Source organism: Silicimonas algicola, from assembly GCF_003148765.1.
GTDB lineage: Bacteria > Pseudomonadota > Alphaproteobacteria > Rhodobacterales > Rhodobacteraceae > Silicimonas > Silicimonas algicola.
Map to the genome: position 1 here is coordinate 259,023 of NZ_QGGV01000002.1, position 14,625 is coordinate 273,647.

At 59.4% G+C, this 14,625-nt stretch carries 7 protein-coding genes and 1 pseudogene; 7 read left to right on the top strand and 1 reads right to left on the bottom strand.

What is annotated here, in order from left to right; genetic code table 11:
• Positions 1-259: 259 nt before the first annotated feature.
• From C8D95_RS05715 to C8D95_RS05750, 7 genes are all read left to right on the top strand, one after another.
• The gene (locus tag C8D95_RS05715) at positions 260-589 is read left to right on the top strand and encodes an H-NS histone family protein (protein ID WP_249033311.1); all 330 of its coding nucleotides are present in this window, start codon (positions 260-262) and stop codon (positions 587-589) included.
• A gap of 774 nt (positions 590-1,363) precedes the next feature.
• Positions 1,364-6,841, top strand: coding sequence for a RecQ family ATP-dependent DNA helicase (locus C8D95_RS05725; protein WP_109758211.1), 5,478 nt, complete (start codon positions 1,364-1,366; stop codon positions 6,839-6,841).
• Between the two features lie 46 nt (positions 6,842-6,887).
• Positions 6,888-7,103: a hypothetical protein gene (locus tag C8D95_RS05730; RefSeq protein WP_109758212.1), complete on the top strand. Its 216-nt coding sequence runs from the start codon at positions 6,888-6,890 to the stop codon at positions 7,101-7,103.
• Positions 7,104-7,231: 128 nt separating this feature from the next.
• Positions 7,232-9,829: an MrcB family domain-containing protein gene (locus C8D95_RS05735; protein WP_109758213.1), complete on the top strand. Its 2,598-nt coding sequence runs from the start codon at positions 7,232-7,234 to the stop codon at positions 9,827-9,829.
• A 4-nt stretch (positions 9,830-9,833) separates the two neighbouring features.
• A complete protein-coding gene (locus C8D95_RS05740) occupies positions 9,834-10,904 on the top strand; it encodes a 5-methylcytosine restriction system specificity protein McrC (protein WP_109758214.1) in 1,071 nt (356 codons plus the stop codon).
• A gap of 2 nt (positions 10,905-10,906) precedes the next feature.
• Complete coding sequence (locus C8D95_RS05745; RefSeq protein ID WP_206508301.1) at positions 10,907-11,911, top strand: HIT domain-containing protein; 1,005 nt, start codon at positions 10,907-10,909, stop codon at positions 11,909-11,911.
• 41 nt (positions 11,912-11,952) lie between these two features.
• On the top strand, positions 11,953-12,786 hold the full coding sequence (locus tag C8D95_RS05750; RefSeq protein ID WP_109758215.1) for a hypothetical protein: 834 nt from the start codon (positions 11,953-11,955) through the stop codon (positions 12,784-12,786).
• Positions 12,787-12,919: 133 nt separating this feature from the next.
• Here C8D95_RS05750 and C8D95_RS22450 read toward each other — a convergent pair.
• Positions 12,920-14,207: pseudogene (locus C8D95_RS22450) on the bottom strand (transposase).
• Positions 14,208-14,625: the final 418 nt, after the last annotated feature.

Below are 14,625 nucleotides of genomic sequence, written 5' to 3' on the forward strand. Positions count from 1 at the left end.
TCGAAGCGAAGACCAAGTGAATCTGTCGTCAGACTCCGACTCGCAAGCTTCAAAGCGCGGCGGCATGTTGTGGGCTCGGATGCTTCGGAACAACTTGGATAGCGGAAAGCACTTGCGCCCACAGAATCGATCACTTCGGCCTTCGGGACAAACCGGTCGACGGACACACTGAATATGGCGCGACTTTGGACCGAAGGCTTGCAGCAATAACTTCGTACCTATATCTGTTGAAACGCTGAAGGCGAAAAAAGGAACTATCGTGGCAAAATCTCCCGACTTGAATCGGATGACACTTAAGGAACTGAAAGCGCTGAGTTCAGATATTGAGCAGGCCATTGCAGACGGGGAGAAGGCTCGCAGGGCAGATGCTTTGAAGGCCGCGGATGAAGCAGCGAAAAGCTTTGGCTTCAGCCTCTCCGAGCTGACAAAAGGTTCGCGTTCGAAGGCACCGGCAACAAAATCCGCTCTACCTCCGAAATACCGGCACCCCGAGAATCCTGAGGTTACTTGGACGGGACGCGGACGTCGGCCGGGGTGGATCAGCGACGGCTTGGCGTCAGGGAGAAAGCTGCAGGATTTTGCAGTATGAGCGGTCAAGCCGTGTGGTTGTGCGGAGCGCTATAGCTCGGCTCGGCGCGAATAAGCGCAAGTAAATCTGTCTCAGCTCGCGTAGTTTAAAACGGCAGCCTGAGCAAAAACGTGCATCTCCGGGATTCCTGATCGCATGGTCCTTCGGCGGTCTGATGGACTATGGACGACACATCGTGCGGATCCAATGTCCGAGGTCTACGCGCTCTGGCTCGACTTGCTCGAGTTAGCGGGAAACCTCTGCCATTGCCACCCGAGGCCGGCCTGGGAAGCCCACGTCTGGGCGGTCGAGGTGAGCGATTGGCAACCTGCTATAGAGCTGGATGAAGTCTTTCAGATTAAGTTTGGTCAACACAAGTCCAGCGGCGCACATGAGGTTCAAGGGAAAATATCCTAAGTCCTTAAATGACCCGGAAATTGGGACTTGGCCGAATGCGAAATCGTGTGCGGCAGGTAAAGTACCAGCGATAGATGGGCGATGCATGCTTTTTATGCTATGATGTAGAGCTCCGAAGCAAAAATGAAGTTTTCTCGCAATGCTCGTCCGGTCGATGACAGTGACTGCCAAGCAGCTTAAACGATATGCGTCTCTGTTTGTATTGCTGAGGTAAGTCCGAACAGCGTTCTTCGCGCGTCATCGATGACCCAGTGCACGTGCACTGAGCTCGAAGCGTGTAACAATCAGGAACGGATGGTGAACATCCGTCCTTGCCTTTGAATTCTCACAATTCCTGTGGATAACTCACTAAAGGGACAGGCATCGTGAGACGGGAAGTTGGCGGACGGCGTTCATCCTCAGGCCGCACGCGCGGAGGCGCTCCTGCAAAGGTGCGTCTCGATCGATCTCGAGATCGATCCAAAGACCAATCGGCTCCAGACCTTCGCCGGGGTTCGCTTTGGACATGATGAGTCCTTCGTCTTCAGGCGTGGAAATGCCCCGGAGGCCCTCAATTCCCTCGATCGCTACACCGAGGCTTGCGAGTTCGTACTCGGGCACAACTTCATCAGCTTTGACGCGCCTCACCTAAGTGCCGCGAAAGGCGACCTGCGCCTGCTCAGGAAGCCGATCATCGATACGCTCTGGCTCAACCCGCTCGCGTTTCCGAGGAACCCCTATCATCATCTGGTGAAGCACTATCAGGATGGACGCTTGCAGGCCGGGCACGTCAACGATCCGGAACTTGACGCCAAGCTCGTGTTTGCAGTCCTCGAGAACCAGATCCAGGCGCTCTCCGACCTCGAGCGGGCTGATCCCGAGGCCGCGGGGGTTTACCATTTCCTGACGACAGCCCACGAAGGCCATGCGGGGTTCGACGCGGTCTTTCAACATCTGCGCGGCGCCCCCCGTCCAGGGCTGGCCGAGGCACAGGCTGCCATCCGGGGACGGCTCCGCGGCGAGGCCTGCGTCCTGCAGACCGAAGCCGTCGTCATGGACGCCGAGCGACACGGATGGCCGCTCGCCTATGCGCTGGCCTGGATCTCCGTGGCCGGCGGGGATTCCGTCATGCCACCCTGGGTGCGTCATCAGTTTCCCGAAGCCAGTCGTCTTGTCCGCCGCCTTCGCGACACCCCTTGCATTGATCCGGGCTGCGAGTGGTGCCGCGCCCAGAACGACCCCAGGAGTCTTCTGAAACGATGGTTCGGGTTCGACGGGTTTCGCCCGATCCCGGAAGGCCCCGACGGCAGGCCCCTGCAGGAGACCATCGTCGCGACCGCGATCGCGAAGACGCCGGTCCTCGGCATCTTGCCCACGGGGACCGGCAAGTCGGTCTGCTATCAGCTGCCGGCGCTGTCGCAGTTCACGAAGACGGGTGCGCTGACGGTGGTGATCTCCCCGCTTGTGGCCCTGATGGCCGATCAGGTGGAGGGCATGCGCCGGCAGGGGATCACCTCCTGCGTCACGATCAACGGCATGCTCTCTCTTCCGGAGCGTCAGGAGGCCCTGAACCAGGTCCGTCTCGGCGATGCCGCGATCCTGCTCATTTCGCCGGAGCAACTCCGGAGTACGTCCGTCCGCTCCGTTCTTAGCCAGCGCGAGGTGGGATACTGGGTGCTGGACGAGGCGCATTGCGTCTCGAAGTGGGGGCATGATTTCCGGCCGGACTATCGCTACGTGGGCCGCTTCATCAGGGAGTATTCGGGCGAGGAGGCACCGGCGCCGATCATCTGCCTGACGGCGACGGCAAAGCCCGACGTCATCCGCGATATCACAGCGCATTTCCGCGAACGCCTTGGCGCCACTCTCGAGCTTCTCGACGGAGGTGCGGTCCGCGACAACCTCTCCTTCGAAATCATTCCAACCGACAAGGGCAAGAAGCTCGGCGATATGGTCATGGTGCTTGAGGACGCGCTTCCGGCGCAGGGCTCCTCCGGCGCCATTGTCTACTGTTCCACGCGGTCGACGACCGAACGTGTGGCGGCCTTCCTGCAGGAGCGCGGGTTCTCCGCCGCCCACTATCACGCCGGCCTCACGCCGGAAGAGAAACGCGACGTTCAGAAGCAGTTTGCAGAGGGTGAGCTGCGCGTGATTGCGGCCACCAACGCCTTCGGCATGGGGATCGACAAGCCGGACATTCGCCTGGTCGTCCACCACGACATTCCGGGCTCCCTCGAGAATTATCTCCAGGAAGCGGGCCGTGCCGGTCGTGACCGGGACCACGCCCGATGCGTCCTCCTCTTCAGCCGCGACGACGTAGAACGTCAGTTCAGCCTCTCGGCCCGCTCCCGTCTCGAAAAGCGCGAGATCGGAGGCATCCTGAAGTCCCTCAGGCGTCTGGATCGGCGGACCAGGCAGAAGGGTGAGGTGGTCGCAACTCCCGGGGAAATCGTCCGGGAAGAGAAGGACCTGGAGTTCGAGCGGGATTCGGCGACGGACGACACCAGAGTCAAAACGGCGGTCTCCTGGCTGGAGGAGGCCGTCCTCCTGAAGCGCGAAGAAAACCGCGTCCGCGTCTTCCCGTCGTCGCTTCGCGTCCGAACGCTCGAGGAAGCCGCGAAGATCATCGCGACGGCGGACGCGACGGAGGGCTACCGCATGAAACTCACGGCGCTCGTTCAGAGCCTGATGACTGCCTCGCCAGATCAGGGCCTCTCGACGGACGAGCTCTGTGGCATGTCGGGCTTCCCGCCCGGTCTGATGCGCAAGGCGCTGAATGATCTTGAAACGCTGGGGATCGCGTCGAACGATACCGCAATCACCATCTTCGTGCATCTGGGCGTCGAAGACTCCTCCGAGAAGCGCCTCCTGGAAGCGAACAGTCTCGAGAAGGACCTGATCGACAAGCTGCGCGAGTTCGCGCCCGACCTCGATCTGGGGGCGGCGTCGACCCTCAACCTGAAGCTCGCCTCGCAAGGGCTCCGCGACGCCGGTCATGCGGCGGTCCGGCCCGACATCGTGGACAAGCTTGTCCGCGGGATCGCGCGAGATGGTCGCGACGACGGCGACGGCATCGGTAGCTTTCAGGTCCGCAAGATCGACAGGGAGCATCTCACGATCCGGATGCAGCGGACCTGGCAGGCGCTCTCGGTGACGGCCCAACTGCGTCGCCTCGCGGGACGGGTTATCCTCTCCGCGCTTCAGACTGTGGCGCCGGACAAGATCCGAGGCAAGGATATCCAGGTTGAGACAACCCTGGGAGCCCTGATGGTATCCCTCCGGAGCGATCTTGAGCTCTCGAGCGCTGTCACAGACCCGACCAAGCTGCTCGACCGGGCGCTTCTCTGGCTTCATGAACAGGGTGTCGTAACGCTCGGAAAGGGCCTCACGATCTTCCGACCGGCCATGACGATTCATCTGGCACCGGGAACGCAGGCCTTTACGGAAGCCGACTTCGAGCCTCTCAAGCTCCATTACCAGGAGCAGGTTCTACAAGCCCACATTATGGGCGCCTATGCGGAGAGGGGGCTTACGTCCATGAGCGATGCACTCAAGCTCGCGGAGGACTACTTCACGCAGGACCGGGACGATTTCGTTCAGAAGTGGCTGCCCGGACGGAGCGCCGAGTTGCGCCGGCAGACCACGCCTGCCTCCTGGAGAACCATCGTCGAGGACCTGGGCAACACCACCCAAGCGCGGATTGTCGCGGATGACCGGGAGCAGACCAACGTCCTGGTCCTGGCCGGCCCAGGATCGGGCAAGACCCGGGTTCTGGTGCACAGGATCGCGTATCTCATACGCGTCAAGCGCGAGAACCCGCGCGGCATTCTGGCCCTGGTCTACAACCGCCACGCCGCCACTGAAATCCGGCGGCGCCTCCACGATCTCATCGGGGATGATGCCCGTGGCGTCACCATTTCCACCTGCCATGGCCTCGCGATGCGGATGGTCGGCGCCAGCTTCGCGAAGCGGGCAGAAAAGGTGGAGAGCATCGACTTCGACGAAGTCATGGCTCAGGCTGTGGCGCTTCTGAAGGGCGATGGCCTGTCCCGCGACGAGGCGGAAGCGCAGAGAGAGACCCTCATCGAAGGCTATCGATGGATCCTCGTCGACGAATATCAGGACATCGGACCGGAAGAGTACGAGCTGATCGCGGCCGTCGCCGGGCGCTCGGTCGAAGACGAAGACCGACGGCTGAGCCTCTTTGCTGTCGGGGATGATGACCAGAACATCTACGCATTTACCGGGGCCTCTGTAGAGTTCATTCGTCGCTTCGAAGAGGACTACAAGGCGCAGCCCAGCCATCTGATCGAGAACTACCGATCGACGGCCAACATTATCCGAGCCTCGAACCATGTGATCGCACCGGCCGCGGAGCGCATGAAGGCGGGGCACGATATCGCCGTGAACCGCGCCCGCAGGGAAGACCGCCCCGGCGGCGCACTAGAGCGCCTCGACAGCGTCGGTCGCGGCCGCGTTCAGGTCTTCAAGGATGCCGGGGACCAGTTCGCCCAAGCCGTTCTTGCCGTCGAGGAGCTGGAACGGCTCTCAAAGATCGTTTCGGACTGGAGCTGGGCAAGAACCGCCATCATCGCGCGCGAGTGGAGGTATCTGCAGCCGGTTCGGAGCTATTGCGAGGCGCGCGGTATTCCCGTGCAGACGGCGAACGCCGATCCTCCGAACTTCTGGCGTTTGAGGGAAACCCAGACGCTCGTCGCCTGGCTACGGGGTCGCGAACGGTCCGGACTTCACGTGTCGGAGCTGGCAGCCTGGATGGAGGCTCAGCCCGAAGGGCCCTGGTGGTCGATCCTGAGGGAAGGCGTGGACGACTTCGTCCGCGAGGTCGGCGACCGCGAGACGGACCGCAAGGACGTCCTCGAGTGGTTGGCCGAATGGGGTCGCGACATCCGCAAACGCCAGAGCGGGCTTCTTCTTCTCTCGGCACATCGCGCCAAGGGCCTCGAATTCGACGACGTGGTCGTCCTCGACGGTGGATGGGACAAGCGATCCAGTGGCGAAGATCGAGACGCCGCGCGGCGGCTCTACTATGTCGCCATGACGAGAGCGCGGCGTAGCCTGGCGCTCGTGGCCATGAACTATTCACATGCCATCCTGGACGGCCTCAATGACGACGCGTTCCTGATCCGCGCTCGCAGACGAGAGGCTGTGGATGTCTCGGAGTGCTTGAAACTCTACCGAACGCTCGATCCGTCCGAGGTCGACCTCAGCTTTGCCGGACGCCTGCACGACGGGAACCCGACGCTTGGTGCCATGGAGCGCCTCGGGACGGAGGACGCACTGCAACTGGTTCAGCGCGGTGATCTGTGGCTGATGACGGACCGCGCCGGCACGGCCGTGTGTCGTCTGGCGAAGAAGTTTGCGCCGCCGGCCGGGGCGAGCTTCCTGCATGGCAGCGTCTACGCGATCTCGACGCGGTTCCGTGAAGATTCCGCGGAGGAATACCATGAGTACCTCAGGCGTGAGACATGGAGCGTTGTGCTGCCGGAACTGGTGTTTGGGCCGGCCCATCAGACTGAGCTTGTAGCGTCACCAATCGAGCGCAAAAGAGATGTTCCATCGGCAGACGAAGACAGAACCCTTGAGCTGCAAAGGATCCTCAGAGCGTCCGTCCGTGCCTCGTCGTCTTGGGATGAGCTTCAGGCGGCACTTCGCGTGGAAGGCCTTGAGCTCGTCCCGCGCGGGGGCGGACTGGTCTTGAGGTCGCTGTCTCATCGCTCCGATGTCCGCAAAGCGTCGGACCTTGGCTACGCGTACGCACGGTTAATCAAAAGATTTGGAGGCGGTTTCCCCGGACATCCCGCAACGTGGCTTGTCGAAAGAGTCCTTGGCGACGAAAGTGGCTCTGTGGTCGAGTGAACCCGCACGTCTTCATCGCCAAGTGACTAGAGAGCTCGCGGATCGGATGGACAAAGACGACAAGCCACACGGTTTTGCCAGCAAACGAGACATCGCCATGGTTGCACGTGCGACGATCGAACTGTTCGGCAACGGCGCCATTGCTAAGAGAAGGGAAAGGCTCTCCGAGGTCAAGGAGGGTGGGAACGTGCAGTCGATAGAGTACTGGCAGTTGCTCCTCGAGGAGGTTGAACGTTTGCACCGCCGCCGCCACAAATACTGACGTGGGACTGCCGACGTGATTGCCAATGTGCGGGGTCGCTGATCTGTCGGTGCATGTAAGGGTATAGCACTCGGCCAGCCTGTGGGACGGCAGCCAAGAGCCTATAACCCGGGACTAGGGGAGGAGTTATGCCGGTAGAGCGGGTCACCGACAGAGCTGCAGTTGAGGCAGCAATGAACGAATTCGACCTCCTGGGTCGGGACACGTTCCTGCATAAGTACGGCTTCAGGAGTGCAAACCGATACTTTGTCAAACGCGGCGACCGCCTCTATGACTCCAAGGCCATCTATGGGGTCGCGCACCAGATGCAGTATCCCGAACTGGGACCCAAGCGGTCAGCAGATTTCTCCGGTGGTGAGCGCCAGGTCCAAGAGCCTTTGGAGGCGCTTGGCTTCGAGTTTGAAGTTGCACCAGCTCCAGTAGGCGAAGTGCAGGATGCCGATGATCAGCCTAGGATCAGTTCGGAAGACGTCCGCTTGATCTCAAGCTCGCGATCCAAAAAATTCTATGCTGACCTCGCAATTGAGGAGCGCGATGCCTATGAGAAGGTCTCGAGCTCGCTCGAGCGGCTCGGGGATTTGCTGAAGTCGAAGTTGGCAAGCCCGAACAAATTCGAAGTACGGACAACGGCTGGCTTCCACGTCAAAAGCGGTGTTCGAAGCTTCATCCCGAAGGATCTTTGGTTCTCTGTGTCGCCGAGGGAAAACTCGAAAGACCTCGCTTCGATACCCCAGATGTTCATGATCGTTTCTGAGAGAGGCATTGAGTATGGGTTTGGTGCTTCCGTTTCTCCGACGGACTTCTCTCAGCAAGCTCCCAAAAGAGCCGTGCGAACCGCAGCTCCCAAGATCTTCGTCAGGCTCCCAGCGCCGGGTTCGGTCGAAGCGACAGGTATCGCTCAAGACATCGACGATGCTCCACCGTGGTTCTTCCGATCGAAGCACCGCCTAGATCCAAAAGAGAAGGAATTTTCTAGCCTTCAGGAGTGGCTTCGTTATCTGCAGTCCGACCGAGGGAAGAAGAACGCCGCAGGAACCATCAGTCGATACCTTCGGGGCGATGAAATCGACCATACCGACCTCAGCGAAGAGGTTGCCACGATGGCTCGCCTCTTTGAGCCACTTCTTGATCGGGAGTGGCACGCAAGACTGAGGGGTGTTGAGGGCGTTGAGGCAAACCAGGAACTGTTGGTGGAAGAGGAAAGCATGGAGCTGGAGGGCAGGACCGAGTTTGCCAGACTCCTTCGAAAGTTCATGGATACTTTTCGCAGGAGGCGTGAAGGGCCGTTCACAACGGAAGGAGAACTCGGCAGCACGATGCGAGATCTCCGCGACTGCTTACAGGACCTTCCATGCGTGTCCGCGCGACCGAATATTAGGGTCAAGGTCAGTGTGGGGCAGGGGAGTTGGACAAAGACTCCCTGGATTGCCCTTCTGGATGCGAGGGAGACAACAAGTACTCAGAGAGGCCGATATATTGTCTTCCTCCTCGCGGAAGACCTGTCGCGAACTTACCTCACGTTGAACCAGGGGATGACAGAGCTTGTGAGCAGGTTGGGCCAGCGTGGGGCAGTCGAGGAGATGCATAGGGTGGCCGAGCAGTCGCGCCCGTTGATCCTCGAACTACTGGATCCGGGATTCACGCTGGATCGTGATATCGATCTAGGCTCCGAGACAGCTGCCGCAAGAAACTACGAGGAGGGTACCATCGCGTACATGGAGCTTCTGTCCGAAAACCTCCCAGACGATCAGACCATCAATACGCATTTGGAATCTGCACTCCTAGCCTACGACCGACTGATCGCGCGTGAACAGAGCGTCATCCAGGAAGATGACGGGCAGCCCACTTGGGAGACTTATTCAATAGATGATGCGCTGGAGGAGCTATTCCTCGAGCGCGAAGATGTCGAGCGCTACCTCGACATTTGGCGCAACAAGAAGAATCTCATCCTTCAAGGTGCTCCGGGCGTCGGGAAATCCTTCATCGCACGACGCCTCGCCTACGCCCTCATAGGCTTCAAGGACGACAGTAAAGTTCAGACGGTCCAGTTCCACCAGTCCTACAGCTATGAGGACTTCGTGCAAGGGTACCGACCTAATGGAAATCTCGGCTTCGAGCGGAAGAACGGTACCTTCTACGAGTTTCGCGATCGGGCAATGCGGGACCCAAGCGGGACCTATGTGTTCATCATCGATGAGATCAACCGAGGGAATCTCTCGAAAATCTTCGGCGAGCTGATGCTCTTGATCGAGCCGGACAAGCGTGGTCCCACCTGGAAAACTCGACTGGCGTACGCCACGGAAGCTGACCTCGACTTCTTCGTTCCGGACAATCTCTTCATTCTCGGGATGATGAACACGGCGGACCGCTCGCTCTCGCTGGTGGATTATGCGCTCCGCCGTCGTTTTGCCTTTGTGGCCATGGAGCCGCTCTTTGGCGCTCCCAAGTTCCGTGCGCACTTGGAGGTACGTGGCGTCCCAGAGGACGTTGTCACCCGCATCGTCAACGCTATGGGCGAACTCAACCAAGCTATTCAGAGTGATCGCACAAACCTTGGTCCGGGGTTTCGGATCGGACATAGCTTCTTCACGCCCACCGCTACGGTGCGTGATCCAGACGGTTGGTATCGCCGCATCGTCGAGACGGAAATCTACCCTCTCCTTGAGGAGTATTGGTTCGACGCGCCGGAGACGGCGGATCAGTGGCGCGACCAGCTGTTGAGATGATCGGGTGACCATTCCCGTCCGCAACATCTATTACCTGCTGCTCTACGCCTGGGGGCACTTCAAGAGTGGTGCGGTGAGGGATGTTGGCGCCGACCAAAGCCCCGACCTCCCAAACCTGCTCGGCAAAGTTCTGAACGACGGAACGCACCGGCTTTTGCGGCGCGGCCTCGACCGCGGTTACGTCGAAGTGACAGAAGAGACCCGCTCTCCGCGCGGAAAGCTCCGACTAGACGTCATGACCAAGCAGCAGACGCTCCTGCGGGGTCTTGCCGTCTGCGACCTCGACGAACTCACTCCAGATGTGCTGCACAATCAGGTGCTAAAGGCCAGCCTGCTTTCATTGGCAAACTGCGGGGATGTAGAGAAAGGTCTGCAACACGCACTCCTGACATCTGCGCGCCGGATGACAGGCGTATCCCCCATCCGGCTTTCCGCCAGTCTCTTTCGCCGCGTGCAGCTTTCGCGAAACACTTCGCAGTATGGCTTCCTGATGCGAGTCTGCGAGCTCGTGTTTCACGCGCTCCTGCCGGACGAGGAGGGCGGCGGCTCGAAGTTCCAGAGCATCCTGGACGACGAGACACGAATGTCGGCGCTCTTCGAGGACTTCTTGCGGAACTTCTATCGTTCAGAGCTGCCCGGATATTCGGCGGCCTCAGAGATCATGCCATGGCTTGCTGAGGCCGAGAATGAAGCCGATCTCGCCTATCTTCCAATCATGAAGACCGACATCACGCTGCGATCCGGCAATCGCACGATTGTAGCCGATGCCAAGTATTACAAGGAAGTTCTGGCTGGCGGTCGCTATGATCCCAAGGTCCGTTCCGCACACCTCTACCAGCTGTCCACCTATCTTGCTCACGTTCGTGAGAATGAGCCCGGGAAGGCTATAGCAGGTCTACTAGTTTACCCATCTGGTGGGCAGTCTCTTCGCCTGCACTACCGGCTGTTGGGAACGCCTTTGACGGTCGCGACGGTGGACCTTAGCGCCGAGTGGCCAGAGATTCATGCGGAGCTCATCGAGCTGATTGAGCCAGCTGCCGGAACAGAATTTTCGGCGACGGAGGACCAGGAGTAGAGATGTCAGCGACGACCTTCAGCAAGCTCTCTGAGTACATCTCGACGAAAATGCGCATGTCGCACATCTACCAGCCCGTGATGATCCGAGAGCTGCTGGTCCGAGGTGGTAGAGCCAGCGTCGAGGAGATCGCCACAGCTCTGCTCGCGCACGATCCCTCTCAGGTCGAATACTATGGGCTCCGAACCAAGAACATGGTGGGTAAGGTCCTGACGAACAACGGCATCACAGAGGTCAAGAAGGCGGGCCGCAATATCACTGGTTATGAGCTTCCAGACGCTGATGACTTGAGCTCGCCAGAGCTAGACGTCTTGATCGAGGCCTGTGACGCCGCAATCGAAGCATTCCTCGAAAGGCGGGGTAACCAAGTCTGGTCACATCGGAGCGCCGCGTCGGGCTACATCTCAGGGACGCTGAGATACGAGGTGCTGAAACGCGCTAAGTTCCACTGCGAGCTTTGTGGAGTTTCTGCAGATGAGAAAGCTCTCGAGGTGGATCACATCCTCCCGCGGAACCATGGCGGGTCAGATGATGAGGCGAACCTTCAGGCGCTCTGCTATTCCTGCAACGCGATGAAGCGCGACCGGGACGATGCAGACTTCCGGGGGGTAAGAGACCTCTACGAACACCGAGAGAATGGTTGCATTTTCTGCGAGTTGCCGACTGATCGGATCATCGCGATGAACGAACTGGCGCTCGTGATCCGGGACAAATTCCCCGTAGCAGAAGGGCACTCCTTGATCATTCCGAAGCGTCATGTGGCTGACTACTTCACGCTATTCCAGCCAGAACTGAACGCGATCCAGTCACTCATGCGCGCAACACGGTCGAAGTTGCTTGTTCAGGACGACGGCATCGATGGGTTCAACATGGGCGTTAACTCAGGAGAGGCTGCAGGACAGACGGTGTTTCATTGCCACGTTCACTTGATCCCGCGGCGGCGAGGTGATGTTGAAAACCCACGAGGCGGAGTACGTGGAGTGGTACCTGGCAAGCAAGCATACTGAAAGCTACTATGGCACGAGGCCACTTTACCTAAAGGGACAGTATGGCATCGAACGACATTATTCCTGAAATACTTTCTCGATTGATTTTGGAGGCCTCCGAACCCGAGGGGGCCCGCTTTCCGCAAACTGAGATCTTCAATGAAGGCTGGATGCTACGACTTGTCCTCGAAGCGTTCAAGCGGCTCAATATCCAGGGTCATCCGTTGAGCTTCGAAAAAGGTGCCGATTGGTTCTCCGAAGTTCGCTTAAGCTCTAGGTTTCGACCACGTAGCCGGGCAGATGGACTCGGTGAAGGCTTCACTCATGCAGACGCTGTTGTTGGCCATTTCCACTTTCGGGCCGACACCACGGCCGGACTGTGGCTTCCGGAAGGATGCAAGCAGTTCGTCGTCGTAGAAGCCAAGATGTTTAGCAATCTGTCCATGGGCGTGAAAAACGCCCTAGGTTTCAATCAAGCGGCACGCAACGTTGCGTGTATGGCAGAGGCCATCGAGCAGGGCGGATCAACACTCAATGAAATCGAAACTGTTGGGTTCTACGTCGTCGCGCCGCAGTACGAGCTACGTGCTGCCCGACGCACCAATCTGGAAGTAGCTACACACCCGAATGCCGTGCGTTCCGCGGTTAGCAAGAGAATAGAAGCCTATGAAAGCGAATCCGGAGCGGACTCCTCTCAACTAGATGCTTGGCGAGAGAGAGCATTTGATCCCCTTGTCACGAGGATGGAAGAGGAGGGGACGTTGAGGGTCCTCACCTGGGACGAGCTGATCGATATAATTCGTGACGTGGATAGAACTTCAGGCGAAGTTCTCTGGCGGTTCTATCAAAGATGCTTGCGCTTGAATCAGCGGCCACCACCTGAGCCTATGCTTTGATCTGTCGAAGGCAGCACATATTGCGCATTATGCGCGCTCGGATCGTCCTGCACCCGTCCGCCGCGCGTTCAATCAGATGAAGGTCGCGACATGATCTGAACCTTGAGGTTACCCGGACGACCCCAGCACCGGATCAGCATCCGGGACCACAAGGGCTGCACCACCCGCCAAGCCCGATTGTGCCGCAAATCCGGCCGGGTTCTTCAACACAATCCGCCCTTCTAAGACCTTGGCGCAACGCCGGCCGCAGCTTGGCGAGCTTTCGGAGGTTCTGTGCTGTAGCGGCGAGGATGAACTCGTCCCTGGCACCGTTCGGACCCCTGAGGCGCAGGCGAGTGAGGTTCAGGATGCGCTTGAGGTGGGCGAAGAGCATCTCGACCTTTCCAGCTTGTCCCGGGAGACCTTGTAGGCCCTCGTCTTCCGGCAGACCCGGGCGAAGTCGCGCGCGTTTTCGTCCGGTGTCCGGGTGACGTATCTCGCGTCGACGTTCGGGCAGCAGAGATCCTTCGACGGGCAGGCCTGGCAAGTGGCCCGGAGAGCGCGGTACTTGCGTATGCCAGCGATGTTCTTCCCGCGGCCCGGGTCCGAGTAGTTGCGTCGGAACTGCCGCAGGGCATGGCCTTCCGGGCAGATATACTGGTCGTTCTCCTCGTCCCATTCGAAGTCCGCCCGCGACCACGTGCCGTCGGTTCTCTCGGTCTTGTCGATCACCGGGATGAAAGGGATGATCCCGCGCTTCTTGACCAGCGAGCCAAGGTTCTCGCTAGACCCGTAGGCGGTGTCGGCGGCGAGCCATTCCGGGCGGATGCCGAAGCGCTGGTCGGTCCTGTCGAGCATGGTTTGCGAGGCGCCGACCTCGGCCTGCCGGATCGCCTCGTGCCCTCCACGTCCATGATGACAGAGCACTTGGTGTCGACCAGGTAGTTTATGGCGTAGGCAAAATAGGGTCGGCTTTCTTCGGCCCGGGTCCACTGGGCCGCAGGCTCTGCGGCAGCGCCGAAGGCCGGGTCATACAAAGTCCCCGATCATTCCACCTTCTCGAGGTATCGGCACGGCAAGTTCCGGGAGAGCGGTCTGCTGCGTCAGCTGTTCGAGGCGACCGTCGAGCGCTGCCTGAAAGAGGATCTCATCTCGGGTCCCAGGCGGCAGAACCACCGGTAGGCCAGGTTCAGATGAACGTCCTGGCACAGACGACGCTCGGACCGGATCCCCATCACGCAGCCGATCACCAGCATCCGGACGATCAGTTCAGGATCGCTCGAGGGCCGCCCCGTGTGGCTGTAGAACGGCCGAAGCCTCTCTCGCATTCAATCCATGTCGAGGAACCGGTCGATCTCCCGAAGAAGGTGGTCGGCGGGCACGTGGCTCTCCAGATTGAATTCCTTGACGAGCTGTGCCTCGGCCTTCTGAACGCCCATCATCGCCCGATCCTCCCGGCCTACCTAAACCGAGTCAATCAAAGCACTTTCCGCACTGCAACAAGGAGCTTTTCAACAGAATCGGGCGGAAACCGGAAGTTCGCTGTAGATGCACGCTAACCATAGAGCCAGGCAAGAGCGGACATCTACGACCAGATTTGAAGCGCCTGCCTGCTAAATAATTGTTCGTAGGGTTGATCCCTACCGCAGGACCCAAAATAACCATCTATATCAATAATATGGCGGAACTCTTGAAACTGGCGATAGCAACTCAACTGAGCAAGTCTCCACCGAGTTGCGACTGTGCAGGTCGAGTTCGACCTTCCCCATCCGCATAGCACACCACTCTTATGAGAGTGAATCACTGCAACAACCTCAGGCCGTTGGAGCCAGCGCGGCTTTCTGCCTTGCTCGGGCCACA